The sequence below is a fragment of the Amycolatopsis sp. La24 genome (assembly GCF_029087445.1).
GTDB lineage: Bacteria > Actinomycetota > Actinomycetes > Mycobacteriales > Pseudonocardiaceae > Amycolatopsis > Amycolatopsis nivea.
In genome coordinates, this window is sequence record NZ_JARACH010000019.1 from 127971 (window position 1) to 142772 (window position 14802).

Consider the following 14802-nt stretch of genomic DNA (forward strand, 5'->3'; position numbering starts at 1 on the left):
CTGGCCCGGAGTCCTCCCTACTGTGTCGCGGACCACATCCGCAGCGTCGCACAAGGGAGATCCCATGAGCGCAGGCGACCCGTCCGGCGCCCCGCCGGACTCGACCTGGGAGCAGGTGCACGACAGCGCCGAGTTCCGCCAACTCCGCGGCAGGCTCCGCCGGTTCGTGTTCCCGATGGCCGGACTGTTCCTCGCCTGGTACCTGCTCTACGTCCTGCTCGCCGACTACGCGCACGGCTTCATGAGCACGAAGATCACGGGCAACTTCACCGTCGGCCTCCTCTTCGGGCTCCTGCAGTTCGTGTCCACGTTCCTCATCACGTGGCTGTACGTGCGCTACGCCAACAAGAACCTCGACCCGCTCGCCGAGCGGATCAAGGACGACATCGAGAACCCGGCGAAGGAGGAGGCGTGAAGACTCTCGCGGCGAGCGTCGAGGGCAGCAACCCGACGCTCAACATCACGATCTTCGCGCTGTTCGTGGTCATCACCCTGGTGATCGTGTTCCGCGCGAGCCGCAACACGAAGACCGCGTCGGACTACTACGCGGCAGGCCGTGCGTTCACCGGCCCGCAGAACGGCATCGCGATCTCCGGCGACTACCTGTCGGCGGCGTCGTTCCTCGGCATCGCCGGCGCTATCGCGGTGTACGGCTACGACGGGTTCCTGTACTCGATCGGCTTCCTGGTGGCGTGGCTGGTCGCGCTGCTGCTGGTGGCGGAACTGCTGCGCAACACCGGCAAGTTCACCATGGGCGACGTGCTGGCGTTCCGGATGAAACAGCGTCCGGTGCGCGCGGCGGCGGCGATTTCGACGCTCGTGGTGTCGTTCTTCTACCTGCTGGCGCAGATGGCGGGCGCGGGCGGACTGGTCGCGCTGCTGCTGGGCATCGACGGCAAGGCCGCGCAGGCGCTGGTGATCGCGGTGGTCGGCGTGATCATGATCGCCTACGTCCTGATCGGCGGCATGAAGGGCACCACCTGGGTGCAGATCATCAAGGCGGCGCTGCTGATCGTCGGCGCGCTGGCGATGACGCTGTGGGTGCTCGGCAAGTACGGCTTCAACTTCTCCTCGCTGCTGCAGGGCGCGGTCGACAAGGCGGGCGAGGCCGGCGAAGCGCTGCTCGGGCCGGGCAAGCAGTACGGCAAGAACGGCACGACGAAGCTGGACTTCTTCTCCCTCGGCATCGCTCTGGTGCTGGGCACCGCGGGCCTCCCGCACGTGCTGATGCGCTTCTACACGGTGCCGACCGCGCGCGAGGCGCGTCGTTCGGTGGTGTGGGCGATCGTGCTGATCGGCGTGTTCTACCTGTTCACCCTGGTGCTCGGCTACGGCGCGGGCGCGCTGGTCGGACCGGACGCGATCAAGAAGGCCCCGGGCGGCGTCAACTCCGCGGCTCCGTTGCTGGCGCTGAACCTCGGCGGCCCGATCCTGCTCGGGCTGATCTCGGCGATCGCGTTCGCCACGATCCTCGCCGTGGTCGCGGGATTGACGATCACCGCGTCCGCCTCGTTCGCGCACGACGTCTACGCGAACGTGCTGAAGAAGGGCAAGGCGAACACCGGTTCGGAGGTTCGCGTCGCGCGGATCACCGCCGTGGTGATCGGCATCGTCGCGATTCTCGGCGGCATTCTGGCGAACGGGCAGAACGTCGCGTTCCTGGTGGCGCTGGCGTTCGCGGTGGCGGCTTCGGCGAACCTGCCGACGATTCTGTACTCGCTGTTCTGGAAACGGTTCAACACCCAGGGCGCGCTGTGGAGCATTTACGGCGGGCTGATCGTGACGATCGTGCTCATCGTGTTCTCGCCCGCCGTTTCCGGGAAGCCGGTCGACCCGAAGACCGGCAAGAGCGCGTCGATGCTGCAGGGCGTGGACTTCCACTGGTTCCCGCTCGACAACCCGGGCCTGATCTCGATCCCGATCGCGTTCGTCCTCGGCTGGCTCGGCACGATTCTGTCGAAGGAAAACGACAAGGCGAAGTTCGCCGAAATGGAAGTACGGGCACTGACCGGTGCCGGCGCGGAAAAGGCCGTGCAGCACTGAGTTTTCGACCCGCTGAAACCGCTGGGTGCCGCTTTCGCCGCGGCGCCCAGCGGTTTTTTCAATACGGCAGCTTCCCCTGCGCGATCCCGTCGAGCGTGCCTTCCAGCACCCGGCGGAGATACCGCCACAACCCGGCCCCCAGCGAAATCCGGGCTACCCCCAGTTCGGCAAGCCCGGCCAGCCCCGGACCGCCGGGAAGAGCCGAAGCGTTGACCGGACCGCCCACCTGACGGACGAATTCGGCCAGCACTTCCGGCGAACGCACGAGAATCGGGTACACACAGTCAGCCCCCGCTTCGAGATACGCGCGCCCGCGAGCCACGGCGTCGTCGAGCACCGCCTGCTCGTCCGGTGCACCGAGGAACGAATCCACTCGTGCGTTGACCACCAGCCCGTCGCCAGCCGCCCGGCGCAACTCGGCAATCCGCCCCGCTTGCTCGGCCGCCGGTCGCAACGCGCCCTTGCCGTGGTCGGTGTCCTCGATATTGCAGCCGACCGCACCGATTTCCTTCAACCGGGCCGCGAGATCCGCCGGGCTCAGGTCATAACCGGCCTCGGCGTCCACCGTCACCGGCACGGACACCGCGTCCACGATCCGCTTGGCCGCCGCGAGCATCTCGTCCGCCGACGCGCCTTCGTGGTCCGCCTGCCCGAGCGCCGCCGCGACCGCCGCGGAACTCGTTGCCACGATGGGAAATCCGGCCGCTTGCACCGCCTGCGCGGTATCCGCGTCCCAAGCGTTCGGCAGAATCAACGGCTTCCCGGGCACATGCAGCGCCCGCAACTCCTCAGCACTCACTCCGCACGCTCCGGCAGCTCAGCGTGGCTCGCGACCATGAGCCGGTTCCAGGTGTTGATGGCGACGACACACCACGCGAGCGCGCGATGCTGGTCCTTGGTGAAGACGCGGACCGCCTCGGCGTAGACGTCTTCGGGAACGTCCTTGTGGTCCGAGATCCGGGTCATCGCCTCGGTGTACGCGAGCGCGGCGCGTTCCTGCTCGGTGAACAGCTCGGTCTCGCGCCACCCCTCGAGTACGTAAAGCCGCCGCGGCGATTCCCCAGCCGCGACCGCCTCCGCCGCGTGCATGTCGAGGCAGTAGGCGCATCCGTTGATCTGCGACGCGCGCATCTTGACGAGCTCGATGAGCTTCACGTCGAGCCCCGCGTTCGCGCTGGCCTTCTTCACCTCGCCTTGCAGCTGGGACATCGCTCGATACAACTCGCCGGTGGCGAGCGCGATTCGCTTCGTCATGCCGCCCACGCTAATGGGGATTGGCCTAGCTGGGTGGTCCAGTTCAGCATGGGTGGCGTGGGCCAGTCAGGGTCGCGGTCGCGCGTTGCAGGCGTCGCCCACGGATTAGGCGACCCGAGCGGATTCGTGACGACGCAGCCGCTCGAGACGGGCTCGCCGAACGGCCAGAACCTGGCCGCAAGAAGCCGGTAGGCGAACGATTTCACCGCACAGAGAGCGTCCAGCCAGCGGTATTCGACGGCATGGACCCGGTCTACGGCATCGCCCGCGGGCAATGCCGGGCAGCGGTCCGCGTCGAGCGTTCAGCCGCAGGGTTGCGGCCGCCGGGCGATCGCCGCGACGGCCAGGCCCGGCGTCAGCGGCCGCAGAACAGGCACAACGGCAGAACCAGCTCCAGGTCCGTCTTCCGCACCGGTTTCCCGTCCACCGGCGTCTTCCCCGGCGGGGTGTCCGCGTCCGGCTGGATGCCGCCCGCCGCGACGCGGTCCAGGGTGCGCAGGCCGGCCGAGCCGACCGTGCCGAAGACCGTGTAGTTCGGCAGCAGGCTGGAATCCCCGTACACCACGAAGAACTGCGATCCGTTCGTGTCCGGGCCGGCGTTCGCCATGGCCAGCAGGCCGCGCGCGTACGTGCGGCGCTTGCCGGTCGGGTCGGACGGGGCGGGCGGGAGCGTCGTCGGGAGTTCGTCGCGGAACTTGTAGCCCGGGCCGCCCTCGCCGGTGCCGGACGGGTCGCCGCACTGCAGGACCTTCAGCGTCGGGTACGCGGTGAGCCGGTGGCAGGTCGTCTGGTTGTAGAAGCCGTGGGCGGCCAGGTGCAGGAAGCTCTGCACGGTGCACGGCGCCTGCGCGCGGTCGAGCCGCAGCGGGAGCAGGCCCTGGTTGGAGAACACGGCGACGTCGACACTGCCGTGGTCCGGCGTGTGCTTCGGGTCGCGCGGCAGGGAAACCGGGCGCACCGCGGGATCGTCCGGAGTCGAGGTGTACTGGCACGGCCCCGAGGTGACCTTCGGCGGCGCCGACGCCGCCGAAGCCGGTGCAGCGACGGCGACCAGCGACAACGCGGTCAGCACGGATACGAGCAGTCTCTTCATTCCGGTTCCCTCCCAGTGCACGGAGGATCGCAGTATAGGGACGGGAAACCGCCTGCGCTTCCGGCGAAAGTCGCATCCTGACCGGTTCCTGACACTCGCCTCCTACCGTGCGGTTTCATGATCACTCCCCTCATCGCCGGACTGGTCGCCGGGCTGCTGGCAGTCCCCGCCGGTCCCGTGCGGCAACCGCTCGCCTCCTCCGGCGCCGAACAGCAGGCAGTGCTCGCCTACTGGACCCCTCAACGACTGGCCGCGCTGACCCAGCCGTCGTCGCAGAACCCGCCGAAAAGCGGCCCCGACGGAGCCCCCTGGCCCGACCCGCTCCCGAAGACAGTCGGCCGGCTCTTCTACACCGACCACGGCGAGGACGCGAGCTGCACGGCGACCGTCGTCCGGAGCAAGAATCGCAGCACGATCGTCACGGCCGGGCACTGTGTCAACGACACCGATCTCCTCGGTGAGCACAACGCCTGGAACGCGCACGTCATGTTCGTCCCCGGCTACCACGACGGCCAGGCGCCGTACGGCAAGTTCGCCGCCCGGCTCGGCGTCGTCGACCGCACTTGGCTGGCGAATGATCAGCAGAACGCGCAGAAATTCGACACCTACGATCAGGCGTTCGCAGTCCTCGGGCCGAACGAAGCGGGACAGCTGGTGCAGGACGCGGTCGGCGGTGCGCAGCAGATCGGGTTCGACCGGCCGGGCGGCGCGAAGGTGACGCAGTTCGGCTACCCGCGGGCGGCGTCCGATCCGGCACGCGAAGGGCTTCCGGAGTACACCGGGGCGAGGTTGGCATATTGCACTGGCACCGCACGGCAGTGGACCGGTACGCCCACCTATCCGGACTCTCCCGATCTGTGGGGCGCGGCGTGCGTCATGGGCGGCGGCTCGAGCGGTGGGCCCCGGTTACGCGACTTCAACCCGTCGACGGGACTGGGAACGGTCGTCGGGGACAACACGCACGCGGGATTCTTTGCCGCGGACGGGAAACCGTGCGAGCGAGATGCGGGCTGCACGCGGTATTTGGTGGGACCGCAGTTCAGCGGCAAGGTGACGAAGCCGTTGTACGAGGCCGCGCAAACCGCGAGCTAGCCCTTCAGCTCCGCGATCAACCGGTCCGCCGCCGCGAACGGGTCCAGTTCCCGGGCCACCACTCGTGCCGCCAGGTCGCCCAGCCGGTCGCCGTCCCGGAGGTCTGCCAGTTCCGCGTGCAACCTCCGCAACGCGATCGCGGCGACCTCCTCCCGGGCGCGGGCGGCGCGGCGGCGGTCCAATTCCCCGTGCGCCACAAGCCATTCATGGTGCGTCCGCAACGCCGACACCACCTCGTCGACGCCCTCGCCCTTCGCCGCCACCGTGCGGACGATCGGCTGCCGCCAGCTCGGTCCGCGCAGTTCGCGCCGCGCGAGGCTGATCATCTGCTTGAGGTCGTGCACCGTCGCGTCGGCGCCGTCGCGGTCGGCCTTGTTGACCACGAACACGTCCGCGATCTCCAGCACCCCGGCTTTCGCCGCCTGGATGCCGTCGCCCATTCCCGGGGCCAGCAAGACGACCGTGGTGTCGGCCAGTTTCACAACGTCCACTTCGGACTGTCCAACCCCGACAGTCTCGATCAGCACCACGTCGAACCCGGCGGCGTCGAGCACCCGCACCGCCTGCGGGGTCGCCCACGAAAGGCCGCCGAGGTGGCCCCGGGTCGCCATCGAGCGGATGAACACGCCGGGATCGGTGGCGTGCTCGGTCATCCGGATCCGGTCGCCGAGCAACGCGCCGCCGGAGAACGGCGACGACGGGTCGATCGCCAGCACGCCGACGCGTAAACCGTCGCCGCGCAACGCGGTGAGCAGCGCGGACGTCGACGTCGACTTGCCGACCCCAGGCGGGCCGGTGAGGCCGACGACGCGAGCGCGCCCGGTGTAAGGCGTCAGAGCACGGGCGATGTCCGCCACTCGCGGCGAAGAGTCCTCGACAAGAGAAATGAGCCGGGCGACCGCGCGCGGTTGTCCTTCCCGCGCGCGGCCGACCAGCTCATCGAGGTCCGGGCCGGCCAACTTACGCCGACGGGACGCGGATCAGCAGCGCGTCGCCCTGTCCGCCGCCACCGCAGAGCGCGGCCGCGCCGAGACCGCCGCCGCGGCGGCGCAGCTCGTGCACCAGGTGCACGGCCAGCCGCGCACCGGAAGCGCCGATCGGGTGGCCGAGCGCGATCGCGCCGCCGTTGACGTTCACCTTCGACTCGTCCAGCCCGAGCTTCTCGCTCGACACCAGGCCGACCGCGGCGAACGCCTCGTTGATCTCCACCAGGTCCAGGTCGCCGACGTCCAGCTTCGCCTTCTTCAGCGCGGCGCGGATCGCGTTCGACGGCTGCTCGTGCAGGCTCGCGTCCGGACCGGCGACGACGCCGTGCGCGCCGATCTCGGCCAGCGGCGTGATGCCCAGTTCGGCCGCCTTCTCCGGGCTGGCCACGATCACCGCGGCCGCGCCGTCGGAAATCTGCGACGCCGAACCCGCGGTGATGGTGCCGTCCGAGGCGAACGCCGGACGCAGCTTCGCGAGGCTCTCGCCGGTGGTGTCGGCGCGCACGCCCTCGTCGGTGGAGAACACGACCGGGTCGCCCTTGCGCTGCGGAATCGACACCGGCGCGATCTCCTCGCGGAAGAACCCGGCCTCGATCGCCGCCGCGGCGCGCTGGTGCGAACGCGCGGAGAACGCGTCCTGCTGCTCGCGGGTGACGCTGTAGCGGCCGTTGTGCTTCTCCGTCGAAACACCCATCGCGACCTGGTCGAACGCGCAGAACAGGCCGTCGTAGGCCATGTGGTCGACCAGCGTGGTGTCGCCGTACTTGAACCCGGCGCGCGACTTCGGCAGCAGGTGCGGCGCCTGCGTCATCGACTCCTGGCCGCCCGCGACGACGAGGTCGAACTCGCCCGCACGGATCAGCTGGTCGGCGAGCGCGATCGCGTCGAGGCCGGACAGGCAGACCTTGTTGATGGTCAGCGCCGGGACGTCCATCGGAATGCCCGCGGCGACCGCCGCCTGGCGTGCCGGGATCTGGCCCGCGCCCGCGGTGAGCACCTGGCCCATGATCGTGTACTGGACCTGGTCCGGGGAGACGCCGGCGCGTTCGAGCGCGGCCTTGATCGCGATCCCGCCCAGCTGGGCTCCCGAGAAGTCCTTCAACGAGCCGAGCAGCCGCCCGATCGGGGTACGGGCAGCGCCCAGGATCACGGAACCGGACACGACGTCCTCCAAAGCATCGGTGCACTGGCAGTGTTCCCACGATACGGCCTGCGCGGGGTTCCCGGCGCGTCTTGATGGAGCCAGTGTGAGGGGGCGCACGCGGGGTTCCGCGAGGCCCGCCGGGGCTTATCCTCCCCGGTATGGACACCGAGCCCAGCGCATCCGTGCTCAAGCCGTTCGTGACCGCGATCGACCACGTCGGCATCGCCGTGCCCGACCTCGACGCGGCCATCGCCTTCCACCGCGACCACTTCGGCCTGGAGGTCGCGCACGAGGAGGTGAACGACGAGCAGGGCGTGCGCGAGGCGATGCTGCGCGCCCCGGGTACCGCGGGCACCGAGACGATGATCCAGCTGCTCGCCCCGTCCCGCGACGATTCGACGATCGCCAAGTTCATCGGCCGCAACGGGCCGGGCCTGCAGCAGCTCGCACTGCGAGTGTCCGATGTGGACGCTGCGGCGGAGGCACTGCGCGCGCAGGGCCTGCGGTTGCTGTACGACGCGGCCAAGCGCGGGACGTCGAACAGCCGGGTCAACTTCGTGCACCCGAAGGACGCTGGCGGGGTTTTGGTCGAGCTGGTGGAGCCCGCCGCCTCGCACTGAACCGCGCCCCCAATGCGGCATTGGGTGCATGCGACGCACCCAATGTGGCGTTCGGTGCGTTGAGCGCACCCAATGAGGTTTCTCAGTAGCGCGGTACGCGGTGGGTTCGTGGCAGCGATGCTGGTCAGGTGCTGCAGGCGTCGGCTGGCTAGGCGCGCCAGGCGGCTCCTCCTCGCCCCCGCGCACCCACCCGCCGCCAGCGGGACGCAGCCATCCGCGAGCGCGGCGCGTGACGCTGCCCTCGGTCAAGGAGCGCGGTCGGGCTAGTGCGGAGGTCGTGAGGGGAACCCTGACGGAATCTGATTCCCTCAGGGTGCCCCTCACGGACGTCAACCGGAGCGGAGAAGCAACGCGGCCCCGTCGACGCTGCGTCTCGCCGTACCAACGCCGCCCGCCGCGCCACTGAGAAAACCCCAATGCGGCATTGGGGCTCAGCCGGAGCGCGCTGTCGGTGACAGGACCACCGCGGGCCAGGGCGAAGCGAGCCGGGCAAGTCGCGGCCGGAAGAAGTCGGTGGCGGCCAGGTCGTGAGCGTCGATGCCGGTTCTCCCCGGCACAAACACTCACGAGCGCCCTCACACCGCCGAAGCGGGCGGCTTGCCCTTGGCCGCCCGGGCGGACAGCGCGTTCGCCACGAACGTCAGCTCGCCGTCGAACTCTGCCGGGCGGTCGTCGCCGGTGTGGCGGGCCGTTGCGTGCCGGTGGGTGATCGCGCGGGCCAGCAGGCCGGACGCGTTGTCGATGTCCGCTCCGGGGAGCCGTCCGCCGGTGGCGGCCACGATCACCGACCGCATCAGGCGGACCAGTTGCTGGAATCGTTCGGACAGCGCGTCGCGGACCACGTGATGGGTGTCGGCCTCGCGCCACAGCAGGTGCGACAGCCCCAGCGAACCGGTGAACCGGCGGTCGAGTTCGCCGACCAGCCTGCGCAGCGAACCCGCCAGGTCGCCCGGAACGACGACCGCGGCGGGTTCGATGCGTTCGTCCGGCAGCCGGTCGACCAAAGCGGCCAGCAGGTCGGACTTGCGGCGGAAGTAATAGTGGACCAGGCCCTTCGGGACCCCGGCGCGCTCCGCGATGCGGGACGTCGGGGTCGCTTCGAAGCCGGACTCGGCGAACAGTTCCTCCGCCGCGCACAGGATCCGTTCTTTCGCCGAGTCGTCGGTCATGTCACCTTCCTAGCCGGAGCTTCATTGCCCCGATCAGTGCTGGCCCGCCATCCGGTGGGCGGCGTTGGCCTCCGGCATCGCGGCCGCGCCGGCGATGATCGTCAGCGCACCGCCGACCCAGGACGTCCACGACGCCCCGTTGAATTGCGTATACCCCATCACCCACGGCGCGATGAACAGCAACGCGCCGAGGACGATCTGCACGCCCTCGCCGTAAACCATGCTCGGCGACGCGAGCGACACCAAGCCGTCGATCGCGATCAGCGCACCGAGGACCACCATCGTCCACACCATCGTGGTGTTCGTGCTCAGCCAAAGGGGTGAAAGAGCGGCGACAACACCAATCACGACCTCGGCCCAGTCATAGGGCCGCGTCCAGGCGCGCGTCGAGACTTCACTCATTCGTGCTCACCTCCGCCGGAAAAGAGCCGTTCAGGGAGATTTCCCACTGCCGACTATGCTCCTTGACTGGCCAGCCGGTCAAGATTCGTGCGTCACACTTCGACTCGTGTACGGGGTGTCTGTCTCGTACAGTGAGGCCCCCGGTTACCGACGAGTAATTTCGTCCAGTCGCGCCGCGACCGACCCCTGGAGGTTCCCGATGACGCACCTCGACGAGATCCAGCAGGCGATCCTCGACGGCCGCCTCGACGCGATCGCCGAGCTGCCCGTGCCCGAGAGCTACCGGGGCGTCACCGTGCACGCCGACGAGGTCGACATGTTCGAAGGCCTCGAAAGCCGCGACAAGGACCCGCGCCGCTCGCTGCACGTGGACGAGGTCCCGACGCCCGAGCTCGGCCCCGGCGAGGCGCTGGTCGCGGTGATGGCCAGCGCGATCAACTACAACACCGTCTGGACGTCGATCTTCGAGCCGATCCCGACGTTCAAGTTCCTGCGCAAGTACGGGAAGCTCTCGCCGCTGGCCAAGCGGCACGACCTGCCGTACCACGTCGTCGGCTCGGACCTGTCCGGCGTCGTGCTGCGCACCGGCGCGGGCGTGCACAACTGGAAGCCCGGCGACGAGGTCGTCGCGCACTGCCTGAACGTCGAGCTGGAAGGCCCGGACGGGCACAACGACACGATGCTCGACACCGAGCAGCGGATCTGGGGCTTCGAGACGAACTTCGGCGGGCTCGCCGAGGTCGCGCTGGTCAAGGCGAACCAGCTGATGCCGAAGCCGGCGCACCTGACCTGGGAGGAGTCCGCCTCCCCCGGGCTGGTGAACTCGACCGCGTACCGGCAGCTGGTGTCGCGCAACGGCGCGGACATGAAGCAGGGCGACGTCGTGCTGATCTGGGGCGCGTCCGGCGGCCTCGGTTCGTACGCGACGCAGTACGCGCTCAACGGCGGCGCGATCCCGGTGTGCGTCGTGTCCAGCCCGGAAAAGGCCGAGATCTGCCGGAAGCTGGGCGCGGAGCTGATCATCGACCGCACCGCCGAGGGCTACCAGTTCTGGAAGAACGAGAACGAGCAGGACCCGAAGGAATGGCAGCGGTTCGGCGCGAAAATCCGCGAGCTCACCGGCGGCGAGGACCCGGACATCGTGTTCGAGCACCCGGGCCGCGAGACCTTCGGCGCGTCCGTCTACGCCGCGCGCAAGGGCGGCACCATCGTCACCTGCGCGTCCACGTCGGGCTACATGCACCAGTACGACAACCGGTACCTGTGGATGAACCTGAAGCGGATCATCGGCTCGCACTTCGCGAACTACCGCGAATCGTGGGAAGCCAACCGGCTGATCGCGAAGGGCCTCATCCACCCGACGCTGTCGAAGACCTACTCGCTCGAAGAAACCGGTCAGGCCGCCCTTGACGTGCACCGCAACGCGCACCAGGGCAAGGTCGGCGTGCTCGCGCTCGCTCCGGAAGAAGGACTCGGCGTGCGCGACGAGGAGCTGCGCGCGAAGCACCTCGACGGCATCAACGCCTTCCGCGGCGCGTGAGGGCAGACCACCTGCCTCTTCGGTCCGGCCGCTCGCCGCACGAGCGGCCGGACCCCGTGGGTGCTCACCCGTCCGTGACCGCGGAGCGACTACGGTGGTGTCATGAGTCTTGGCGATGAACGCGAACTCGTGCCGCTGGGAGCCGGCTTCGACGTAGCGAAGCGGGGGTACAGCCGGGCCCAGGTCGACGAGCACCTGGAACGGCTCGACGGCGACCTGAAGATGCTCACCGCCGACCGCGACGCCGCCATCGCCCAAGCCGGCGACCTGGCCCGGCAGCTTGAGGTCGCGCGCGGCGAGATCGCCGACCTGCGCGGTCAGGTCGACCGGCTCGCGCAGCCGCCGACGAGCGTCGAGGGCCTGTCCGAACGCCTCCAGCGGATGCTGCGGCTGGCGCAGGACGAGGCCGCGGACACGCGTGCCCGCGCCGAGGCCGAGGCAGGCCACATCCGGGCCAAGGCGGAGACCGACGCCAGCGCCATGCGCGCCCGGTACGAGCAGTTGCTCACCGAACTCGACCTGCGCCGCAAGGAAATGGAAGCCGAGCACCGCAAGGTGCTCGAGGACGCGCGCGCCGAGGCCAAGCGGATCACCGACGAGGCCGAGGCCGAGCGCAAGAAGCTCGACGCGGAGTCCGAGGCCCGCCGCACGCAGGTCGAGGAAGACTTCGAGATCGCGATGGCGACCCGGCGCGCCGAGGCGATGCGCGTGCTGGCCGAGCAGGAGGCGGCCAGCAAGGCGGAAGCCGAGCGCCGGGTCCGCGAGGCCGCCGAGGACGCGGCCGCGATCCGGGCGAAGGTGCTGGAGGAGGAGACGGCCGCCAAGGCCGACATCGACCGCCGCCAGCGCGAATCGGTCGCCGACGCGAACAAGCGCCGCCAGGACTCGATCACCGAGGCCAACGCGCGGCTCGCGGAAGCGGCCGACGAGGCCCGCCGCCGCGTCCGCACCGCCACCGACGAGTCCAACCGCCGGATCACCCAGGCCAACGAGCGGGTCGAGGCCCTGCGCGCGGTCCGGGCGAGCCTGGCCGAGCAGGTCCGGTCGGCGCGCACCGTGCTGGCCGAGGCGCAGCACGTGCTCGGCGAGATGGACGGCGAGGTGCCCGCGGACATCAAGGCCGCCGCCGAGACTGCCAACGGCTCCGGGCCGAAGTCCGCGAACGGATCCCCGGCCGGCGGCGCGAAGGCGAGCAGTGCCCAGCCGAGCGGCAACGCGGGTGCGCAGAACAGCAAGCCCAGCACTCCGGCCGGGCAGAAATCCGCTGGTCAGGGCGGCAAGAACGCCCCGGCGAACAGCGGGAAGCCCGCGGCGAGCGGCGACGTCGAGCAGACCGTCCGGCTGCGCACGTCCGACGTGCCCAAGCCGCAGCCGCAACCGCGCCCGGCGGGAAAACCGACTGGCGAGTAGCCTTCCCCCGCGAAGGGGCCGCGCCGCCCCGCTGACCGATTCGCCGGGAGGTTGTGGATGGCTGTCTATCGGACTGTGGTGGTGGGCACGGACGGGTCCGACTCGTCCTTCGCCGCGGTGGACAAGGCCGCCGGGGTGGCTGCCGACGCGGGAGCGACGCTGGTCGTCGTCTGCGCGTACCACCCGGCCAGCCGCCAAGACGTGGAACGCGCGCAGGACGAACTGGGCGACGAGGCCTATCAGGTAGTCGGGTCCGCGCCCGCTGAGGACACGCTGCAGTCCGCACGGGACCGCGCGGCGAAGGCCGGCGCCGCGAACATCGAAACGTTCGCGCTGGAGGGGCAGCCGGTCGACATGCTGCGCAAGGTCGTGAAGGACCGCGAGGCGGACCTTCTGGTGGTCGGCAACCGCGGCCTCAACACCCTGACCGGGCGGATCCTGGGCTCGGTGCCGTCGGAGGTGGCCCGGAAGTCGGGCGTCGACGTGCTGATCGTGCACACCACCTGAGGCCGTGGCCGATCCTTCCCGGGACCTGCAGCAGCGGCTGGAACGCGCCCTGCTGGGCGGCCCTCGCCGCTACACCCGGCTCGAAGTAGCGAAACGGGCCGGAGTACCCGAAGAACGCTCGCGGCGGCTGTGGCGGGCGCTGGGTTTCGCCACCGTCGAAGACGACGAGGTGGTGTTCACCGACGCCGACGTCGAAGCCATGCGCATCGCCGACGGCCTGGTGAGTTCCGGCCTGGTCGCGCCCGGCATGGAAGTCGCGGTGACCCGTGCCCTCGGCCAGCATCTGTCCCGGCTGGCCGAGTGGCAGGTCCACATGCTGTGGTCGCTGATCACCGAAAACCCGGAACTGGCCCGCAGCGACCGGCAGGTCACCCGCCTGGTGGAACGCCTGCTCCCCGAACTGGAGCAAGTGCAGAATTACGTCTGGCGCCGCCACCTGGCCGCGTTCGCCGGCCGCGCCTTCGCGAGCCCCGACGAGGACCTGGAAACGCGTGCCCTGGTAGTCGGCTTCGTCGACATGGTCGGCTACACACGCTTCACGAGAGAAGCCGACGAGGAAGAGCTGACCCAGGTCCTGGACGGCTTCGAATCCCTTGCCACCGAAGTCATCGCGGAACACCACGGCCGAGTCGTGAAAATGATCGGCGACGAAGTCCTGTTCGTCACCGACACCCCCGCCGACGGCGCGGAAATCGCCCTGACGCTAGCCGAACGCACCGGCGAAGACGGCGGCCTCCCCGCAGTCCGAGCCGGAATGGCCTCGGGCCGAGTCCTGTCCCGCTTCGGCGACGTCTACGGCTCCGTAGTGAACCTGGCCGCGCGACTCACGTCAGCCGCAAGGCCAGGAACCGTACTGGTCGACCGAGAACTGGCCGGGGAACTGGAACCCTTGCCACAGTTCGATCTACGCACCCGCCGCCCCATCGCAGTACGCGGTTACAACCGCCTACGCCCGTCTGCCCTACGGCGAGCGAAAGACAAACCCACCGGCCGCTTCGCGTCGTCCCAGCAACTGGCCGCGGAAATGCTAGGCCTAGGCGACCAGCCAACGCCCGAACCCCCGGAGCCAGACAACTTCCCCACCCCCGCTGCTCCCCGCAAACGCCGCCGACGCCGCTGACCCCGTACGTGAGGGCCACCCTCATTGACTCTGATTCCCTCAGGGTTCCCCTCACGACCCGCCACTCGGTCGTGAGGGGCCCTTCACGGACCACCGCCGCGCCGCCGCTGGGGTGCCGCCCCCAATGCGGCATTGGGTGCGTCAGATGCACCCAATGTGGCGTTCGGTGCGTGAGATGCACCCAATGCCACATTGGTGCGCTAACCCCCACCCAAACCGCAGCCAGCCCACTCAACGCATCGAGGGCCCCAGCCGCACCGGTGCACCCAGCTATCGAGGCATCCAGCCCTCCCCCAACCCCGATACGAAGCCGCCCTGCGGTTCGGGGGTGCTTGTCAAGGCATCTTTCCCGCCTTGACAAGCACCCCCGAACCGTCAGCACAATCAACCTTCGGGGTGCCCCACGCAACCGCCCCGCCTAC

Annotated in this window: 15 protein-coding genes; 8 read left to right on the forward strand and 7 right to left on the reverse strand. The window is 69.6% G+C overall.

Translation table 11 applies throughout. The annotated features are described in order from the left end of the window. Positions 1-64 precede the first annotated feature (64 nt). Positions 65-415 (forward strand): DUF485 domain-containing protein, encoded by a 351-nt coding sequence (locus tag PUT80_RS19910; RefSeq protein WP_037811903.1) that lies wholly within the window; start codon positions 65-67, stop codon positions 413-415. Next, complete coding sequence (locus tag PUT80_RS19915) at positions 412-2043, forward strand: cation acetate symporter (RefSeq protein WP_037811905.1); 1632 nt, start codon at positions 412-414, stop codon at positions 2041-2043. Before PUT80_RS19910 ends, PUT80_RS19915 begins: the two co-directional genes overlap by 4 nt. 58 nt (positions 2044-2101) lie before the next feature. On the opposite strand, the gene PUT80_RS19920 is transcribed toward PUT80_RS19915, so the two are convergent. From PUT80_RS19920 to PUT80_RS19930, 3 genes are all read right to left on the reverse strand, one after another. After that, positions 2102-2842, reverse strand: coding sequence for an isocitrate lyase/phosphoenolpyruvate mutase family protein (locus tag PUT80_RS19920; protein ID WP_037811906.1), 741 nt, complete (start codon positions 2840-2842; stop codon positions 2102-2104). Next, positions 2839-3297, reverse strand: a complete 459-nt coding sequence (locus PUT80_RS19925; protein WP_275293083.1) for a carboxymuconolactone decarboxylase family protein — start codon at positions 3295-3297, stop codon at positions 2839-2841. The genes PUT80_RS19920 and PUT80_RS19925 overlap by 4 nt, the downstream gene beginning before the upstream one ends. 355 nt (positions 3298-3652) lie before the next feature. Beyond that, a complete protein-coding gene (locus PUT80_RS19930) occupies positions 3653-4390 on the reverse strand; it encodes a peptidylprolyl isomerase (protein WP_043839211.1) in 738 nt (245 codons plus the stop codon). Between the two features lie 117 nt (positions 4391-4507). On the opposite strand from PUT80_RS19930, the gene PUT80_RS19935 reads away from it, so the two are divergent. Next, complete coding sequence (locus PUT80_RS19935) at positions 4508-5482, forward strand: hypothetical protein (RefSeq protein WP_275293084.1); 975 nt, start codon at positions 4508-4510, stop codon at positions 5480-5482. On the opposite strand, the gene meaB is transcribed toward PUT80_RS19935, so the two are convergent. After that, positions 5479-6441, reverse strand: a complete 963-nt coding sequence (gene meaB / locus PUT80_RS19940) for a methylmalonyl Co-A mutase-associated GTPase MeaB (RefSeq protein WP_275293085.1) — start codon at positions 6439-6441, stop codon at positions 5479-5481. The two genes, PUT80_RS19935 and meaB, sit on opposite strands and share 4 nt — an antisense overlap. 1 nt (position 6442) lies before the next feature. Beyond that, positions 6443-7630: an acetyl-CoA C-acetyltransferase gene (locus tag PUT80_RS19945; RefSeq protein ID WP_037812139.1), complete on the reverse strand. Its 1188-nt coding sequence runs from the start codon at positions 7628-7630 to the stop codon at positions 6443-6445. 140 nt (positions 7631-7770) lie between these two features. Here PUT80_RS19945 and mce point away from each other — a divergent pair, with 140 nt between their 5' ends. Further along, positions 7771-8232, forward strand: a complete 462-nt coding sequence (mce, locus tag PUT80_RS19950; RefSeq protein WP_037811910.1) for a methylmalonyl-CoA epimerase — start codon at positions 7771-7773, stop codon at positions 8230-8232. 575 nt (positions 8233-8807) lie between these two features. On the opposite strand, the gene PUT80_RS19955 is transcribed toward mce, so the two are convergent. Further along, a complete protein-coding gene (locus PUT80_RS19955; protein WP_037811911.1) occupies positions 8808-9401 on the reverse strand; it encodes a TetR/AcrR family transcriptional regulator in 594 nt (197 codons plus the stop codon). Between the two features lie 33 nt (positions 9402-9434). Beyond that, entirely contained in the window at positions 9435-9803 is a 369-nt protein-coding gene (locus tag PUT80_RS19960; RefSeq protein ID WP_051173160.1) for an SPW repeat protein, read from the reverse strand. A gap of 199 nt (positions 9804-10002) precedes the next feature. Here PUT80_RS19960 and ccrA point away from each other — a divergent pair, with 199 nt between their 5' ends. The 4 genes from ccrA to PUT80_RS19980 all read left to right on the forward strand — a co-directional run bounded on the left by ccrA (position 10003) and on the right by PUT80_RS19980 (position 14380). Next, the gene (gene ccrA / locus PUT80_RS19965; protein ID WP_037811912.1) at positions 10003-11343 is read left to right on the forward strand and encodes a crotonyl-CoA carboxylase/reductase; all 1341 of its coding nucleotides are present in this window, start codon (positions 10003-10005) and stop codon (positions 11341-11343) included. Between the two features lie 102 nt (positions 11344-11445). After that, positions 11446-12753, forward strand: coding sequence for a chromosome segregation protein (locus PUT80_RS19970; protein ID WP_275293086.1), 1308 nt, complete (start codon positions 11446-11448; stop codon positions 12751-12753). A gap of 57 nt (positions 12754-12810) precedes the next feature. Continuing rightward, positions 12811-13260, forward strand: a complete 450-nt coding sequence (locus PUT80_RS19975; protein ID WP_275293087.1) for a universal stress protein — start codon at positions 12811-12813, stop codon at positions 13258-13260. 4 nt (positions 13261-13264) lie between these two features. Next, positions 13265-14380 (forward strand): adenylate/guanylate cyclase domain-containing protein, encoded by a 1116-nt coding sequence (locus tag PUT80_RS19980; RefSeq protein ID WP_275293088.1) that lies wholly within the window; start codon positions 13265-13267, stop codon positions 14378-14380. The last annotated feature ends 422 nt before the right edge of the window (positions 14381-14802 follow it).